This window comes from Pseudoscardovia suis (assembly GCF_002797875.1).
Taxonomy (GTDB): Bacteria; Actinomycetota; Actinomycetes; order Actinomycetales; family Bifidobacteriaceae; genus Pseudoscardovia; species Pseudoscardovia suis.
The window spans coordinates 22,251-28,407 of sequence record NZ_PGFC01000010.1 but is presented as its reverse complement, the minus strand read 5'-3'; the positions used below and the strand labels follow the sequence as shown (position 1 = coordinate 28,407).

The window sequence follows — 6,157 nt, the reverse complement described above, 5'->3', positions numbered from 1 at the left end:
CCATTCCGAACCTGGAAGCTAAGGCCCGGCACGGCGATGGTACTGCACCCGGCAGGGTGTGGGAGAGTAGCACGCCGCCGCACCAACACTCACACGGGGGGTCCCGGGGATCGGCCACACGCCAACCCCCGGGACCCCCCACCATTACACCCACACAAAACAAGCAAGGCAACGAAGCCTAGCGTATCAAATTCCTGACAGATCCTAAGAACCCAGCAAATGCGCGGTCCAAGCGCTTTTCGGAGCTTGATTATTCCTTAAAGAATCCTGAATCTAGTAGTTATTCACATTTTTCCCTCTGTTCCATTCTCTGCTTCTCGCGTCCGTTATACTTTTCTTGTCCATTCCTTTTATCCAGAAGGTTGAGAGCCGGATTTATCCGGCACATGGTTTTCGTCGGGCACATGGGTGCCTCTGTGGCTTCTGGCAACCGAGCAGAAAGGCTCCTTTATGCCACGCCACGCACTATTACCGCGTCATGCCATGCCCGATTACCGGCATTTCCCCAATCGCGCTTTGCGAAGAGGTCTAGTCGGGTCTTTTACAGCCATGCGCTGGCTAGCATTGCTGGTCTTTGCTGGCATGCTATCCACGATTCTTGTATCCATGCCTGCACGGGCGGAAGTGTTGAAGCAACCTGGCTATTGGATCAATCCGACGTCAGACGGCCAGGTTTCCTATGGCAGACATGGGATTTCCTTGAGCGTTACGGGATATCATGGCGACAATCCTGAATACTGCATCGAGATGATGTATCGTTATATCACTCCTACTGCGTGGGAATCACGTGTTGTTGACAGCGTTGATTACAAGATTGCTGCATCCATGGTGGCTGCGCATCGCGCAGATCGCTCCGATGACGTGCAGGCGGCTATCAGTTATGCGATACATGAGCATTTGGATCCCTCCATTACCCCCGACCGTCTGAGAAGGCTCACCGATGTTGGCCTTGAAGGAGGGGATATCGCCCATGTGCGACAGTTGGCCGCTCAGTATTGGCAAGAGGCCACTCTTGCTGCGCCACAGGCATTTTCGAGCGAATATTCCTATGCGGATTGTCACAAAAGCGGCGTTATCAAGGTATTTGCCAAAAACGCAGTCGGGGGATATGCAAGCGGAGTTCCGTTTAGCATACAGTCCCAAGGTCCCATTGAAATTAAGCAGAGCAGCGGAACCACAACTGATGGCATCCTCGAAATCCCTTGGACGGCCACTGGCAATGGAAGCGCGGCCTATACGGTGACGTATTCCGACCCGATTGTGCATTCGAGCCATAACGATAATGCTCAAGACATCATCCGGTTTGAAGGCGAGCAGTCGCGGATAGTTCCTGAGATTCGGTTCGATGTGGCATTGCCGTACCAACCGACGGTTTCGAGCGTGGTTCCCCGTGTGCGTGTGGAACGCGGGTCTGTGCCGCTTGACACAATCGTGATGGGGATGAATGAGTCAGGAACATGGCCGCAGGGAGTGAGCATCCATGTCGAAGGCAGCCTGTACGGACCATATGCTTCCAAGGAACAGGCTGATGATGCAACCCAGTGGTCCAATGGCCTGCTCCGTGCTGAATCCGCGCACGATTTCAGTGCACCTGGGCAAAGCTACACGTTGAAAAAATCTGACGTGACTGCCACGAAAGAAGCGCTCGACGAGTTGCCCACCGGATGGTACCGCTGGGTGTGGCGAATCATCAAGGCACATCAAAGTCCGGAAGCACAATATCCGATGCTTGCCGATTACACGGATGAGCATGATGTGAACGAGACCGCATTGGTGATTCATGCAATGCAGGTGGAATTGGCATCGCAGGCGAGTGCGAGCACTGCGGTGCCAGGGCAGAAGCTTTGGGATGATGTAACCCTGCGTGTGAAGGATGTCAATGGAGACAGCAAGACGGATACCGGAGACTGGCTGCACCGTCCGGCTAAGGCTGGGCAGTCAGCGGATTCAGTCGAAACGCAGATTCCGCTGACGCTTACTGGTGGTTTGTACATGGTTCCCGGCACTTTGCCGACAGGGGGATCGGCGCTTCCACCGGGCGCGGTCAAAATCGCTGATGCTCGCATCGTGACTAATCGCGAGGGTACCGTCCGCGCTGATGGAATCGTTTCGCAGGCCGAAAGCGCGGCGGGAGTAAGCGAAGACGTTCTTACGATGAAGGACGGATACCGGCTCGATGATCTGCCGTCGGGAAGCTACTGGTGGCAGTGGTCGGCGCGAAATGCCGATCAAAAGGCCGCTCGTGAAGCGACAAATCATGCTGCTGCCGCAGACTATCCTCTGGAGCATGACGTGGCGATGATTCACGCTGATCCGCGAGAGAGCACCGAAGTGCTACGGATGCAGCCCACGGTCACATCCAGCGTGACTGGGGCATATAAGGACGCACAGTCTTTCGGAACAATAGACGGAGACTACAAGGGCGACCACAGTGCTGTGAGCGTTGTTGATGCCATGAGCATTCCCTGGCTGGGTGCGGCGAAGGCTCAGCGTGTTGAAAAAGGGCGGCGTCTTCTTGACACTGTCACTGTGGGACTGGATCCCACCGTCAAACATAACCGATGGTATGTGGCGGGAGATGCGTCCACGCCGGTGACAGTGCGTGTGCGCGGAGCATTGTATGGTCCGCTGAGCCGTGAGGAAGCGCAACGCATCATCACGGGCGCACAGGGCACGCAAGCCTCCCATGATAGGCAAAGCTCACAGAATGCACAGGGAAACAAGCCACTCGACGCAACCGACGATGTGGCGGATGCGCTCCCAGTCGCTGCGCGAGCCGTTCTTGATGTGTCGCAGCCTGGGACCTATGTGATTGACGGTGCCGCTGACGGCGCAGGGGAGCTTGCTGACACTGTGACGCTAGGGGAAGGCTTCGACCTGATTGATCCGCCCTCTGGTTGGTATTTATGGCAGTGGTCCATCGCTAATGCCGATCAGACGCAGCTTGCCAAGCAGACCGGGCATGCCATTCGTGTGAGCAGCGAGTCCGGGGAAGGTGGCGGTGAAAGCCGGCCGGCGTATCCATTCCTGCATGATGTGACGGACAAGCTTGGCAGCCTTGACGAGAACATCATCGTGCCTACAACGCCGTCCCTGACAAGCCTGGTCGTTACTCAATCGGATGACAGCGGGAACGGTGATTCATCCGGTGCTGAAGGCAAGGTGCGCACTGTCGATGATGCCACTGGTCTACTGGCTGTCACGGAGGGATCCCTCGTCGGCGACACGGTCAGTGTCGAGGCATCCACGCCACAGGATGTCTGGCTGCAGTGGAAGCAAAAGGCTGGCGTTTCGGGCGTGGACGCGCAGGTGAAGCCAATCTCGGTGACGCTGCACGGTGCATTGTATGCAGTGGACGAGGCACGATGGGCGCAATTGCGAGATTCGCCCTTGGACGCTGTACCACAGTGGGCTGGCGAACCAGTTGCGACACGCATCGTGAAAGAGGTAGACCATTTCGGCAGCTATGACGTTGAGCCTGTGAAAGTCAGCAAGCCGGGGGTGTACGTGTGGTATTGGCAGATGTCTGCAGACTTGTATACCGCCGATCATGTGACGGAGGAAGCGTGGGCGCAGTGGACGCACAGACTGGTACATCATGCTTTTGGTCTGACCTCGGAGAGCTTCGTGGTGCGGGAGGATGTGCGCGAGACGGGGTGCTCCATTCGCACAGAGGCGAGCGATGATGTGCCGGTGGGCGGGCAAATATACGACACCGCCATCATCACGTGTCTGGAAGGAACCCCGGCCGGGCAGATCCCCGACACTGTCGACTTCCCGCTATATCGGCAAGATCAAGGCGATGATGCGAATGCAGATACATTGGTGACCGTTTTGCCTGCAACCGCGGTGGATCCCGCAAACTTCCCGATCGTGGATGGATTTGTGGCGAAGACCACTGCAGTGCGGGTCGAGAGTGCTAAGACAACAGTGGATTCCGAAGGCACGTATTACTTCGCCGAACGAGGCTATGTGGATGGGGCGCAAGGGTTCCAAGGGGCTCGTCGTTGCCCTGACGAGACCGTGAGAGCCAAAGAGCTGGCCCAGACGGGAGGTGCCGCCATCGCAGTCGCACTTGTGTCTGCGGGATGTGGCGGATCGGGATTGGTGATTCGCCGGATTTGCACACGGATGACGGGTGGCGCTCGCAAACGACGTCATTAAGCCTCACTGCTCTATCTGTTCCGTACCGTTTCGGTCCGGAATCCGGTGTGATGAACGCATCCGGTGTGAGGAACGCATGATGCCCGCCTGCGGGCGCAAGCCTACAGGCGGGCATCATGCTCATGCCGGTCTTGAGCAAAGTCGAGATGAGAAAGCAAAGAACCGGCATCTGGCTAAGGAACTATGGTTCAGGGTCGGTGAAATCAGCCTCGATACTCAGCCTTCGATGGCGATTCGATGCGAATCCTCGACTTCCTGGGCGTTCTTCTTCGGAACGGTCAGGCTCAGGATGCCATTGGTGTACGTGGCCTTGATGTCATCGCGCTTGATGTCATCGCCCACGTAGAAGCTGCGAGTGCAGGTGCCGAAGTAACGTTCGCGGCGCAGATACTTGCCGTTCTTGTCCTTTTCGTCATCGTTGGATTCGCGCTTTGCCGTGACATTCAGATAACCGTTCTTCAGATCGACCTGAATGTCGTCCTTGTTGTAGCCGGGCAAATCCATGTCCACGGTGTAGGCGTCGTCGGATTCGCGAACATCCGTGGTCATCAGGTTGCGCTGCATGGCGCGAGTCGGCTGGGCGTTGTCAACGCCAGCTGCACGGAAGAAAGGATCTGCAAAGAAATCGTCAAAGATATTGTCACCGAAAACAGTGGGAAGCATTGCCATGATCTGTACTCCTTCATGAACTTGTAATTCTGCCCACCGGCCTTTCCGGTCGATGTCTGATTCTCAAGATAGAAGCTTTCGGGTGTCTCGGTGCGGAGTTTTACCGTGGGTGAAAAACTTGAGTCACGTAGACTCAAGTTTTGATTGCGCTGATTCTTGCCGTCGGTCGTGAGAAAGAAGCGGTTGCGCGAGAAGCGAGGGATGTGCGAAAAGAAGCGGTTGTGCGAAAAGCACAAAGTGCAAGAAAAACAAGAAGCAAGAGATTACAGAATATGGAGGAGGCGAGAGCGAGGCAGGAGGGCAGGTCCGGGATGAGAGGGACGCGGGATATGAAAAGGTGCCTGATGATCGTTCCGGCACATGCCGGCATCGGCGATTCAGGCATCTGGGGTTTGTAGATGGGCGTATCTGCGCGGTGGCGCACATCCTGAGGATGCGTGTTGGCAGGTCATGCACCCGCAGACCAAAGACGTCTATAGGAGCATGACCTGCCTTGGAATCCGCTCAGATGAAAAGCTTGAACAGGGCAACGCCCACAATGGCGCCGCAGATCGGGGCGACGACTGGAATCCACGATTCCGTCCAATGCGACGATCCCTTGTGCGGCAGAGGAAGGATCTGGTGCAGCAGGCGAGGCATGAGGTCTCGTGCGGGGTTGAGCGCCGGGCCGGTCGGGCCGCCAAGAGCTGCGACAAGGGCGCCGCATACCAAGCCGACGGTGATGGCGCCAGCAGCGAGATTGGCCTTGCCCCACGGCAGGCTCAGCGAGCACAATGCGCACAGCACGAGCACAAGCGTGCCCACGAACTCGTTGACGAAGTAATTGAACTTGTTGTTCGCGGCGTCATTCGTCGAGAACGTGCCGAACACGGCGTCCACATCCTCGGTCTGCTTGTAATACGGCAGATAGCACAGCACAACGATGAGCTGGCCGACAACCGCGCCCAGAATCTGCGCAATGATGTACGGCAACACTTCGTTCCACGGGAACATGCCGTTGATTGCCTGGCCGATGGTCATAGCCGGGTTGATATGCGAGCCGGAAATGCCACCGAACATGAGGCAGGGGAACATGACGCCGCAGGCGTAGCCGATGACGATGACAATCCAGCCGGCATGGAATTCCTTGGAGCCTTTGAGCGACACAGCGGCAACGGAACCATTGCCGAGGATCAGCAGGATTGCCGTGCCGAGGAATTCGGCAAGCAGACGTGTAGCGAGGGGATAATCCACCGTTCTTCTCTTTCTGTGATGGTCGGGTGCTGCAGACAGCATCCTTACAGACAGCTCCCCAGCGCAGGGCGCTGCCTAGTAATGAGGGTAT

3 protein-coding genes and 1 rRNA gene are annotated in these 6,157 nt (G+C 56.7%); 2 read left to right on the top strand and 2 right to left on the bottom strand.

The features are described from left to right. Positions 1 to 83 (top strand): 5S ribosomal RNA (rrf, locus tag CLV65_RS09245); the annotation flags it as partial. A 616-nt stretch (positions 84 to 699) separates the two neighbouring features. Beyond that, complete coding sequence (locus tag CLV65_RS08390) at positions 700 to 4,164, top strand: hypothetical protein (RefSeq protein ID WP_144441827.1); 3,465 nt, start codon at positions 700 to 702, stop codon at positions 4,162 to 4,164. 216 nt (positions 4,165 to 4,380) lie between these two features. Here CLV65_RS08390 and CLV65_RS08385 read toward each other — a convergent pair whose 3' ends face one another. Both CLV65_RS08385 and CLV65_RS08380 read right to left on the bottom strand, forming a co-directional pair. After that, positions 4,381 to 4,833, bottom strand: a complete 453-nt coding sequence (locus tag CLV65_RS08385; protein ID WP_094690511.1) for an Hsp20/alpha crystallin family protein — start codon at positions 4,831 to 4,833, stop codon at positions 4,381 to 4,383. A gap of 504 nt (positions 4,834 to 5,337) precedes the next feature. Next, positions 5,338 to 6,066: an MIP/aquaporin family protein gene (locus CLV65_RS08380; RefSeq protein WP_094690512.1), complete on the bottom strand. Its 729-nt coding sequence runs from the start codon at positions 6,064 to 6,066 to the stop codon at positions 5,338 to 5,340. Between the last annotated feature and the right edge of the window lie 91 nt (positions 6,067 to 6,157).

Excerpts from the sequence above, each read along its gene's own strand:
- CLV65_RS08385 (WP_094690511.1), bottom strand. The coding sequence starts at position 4,833 with ATGGCAATGCTTCCCACTGTTTTCGGTGACAATATCTTTGACGATTTC.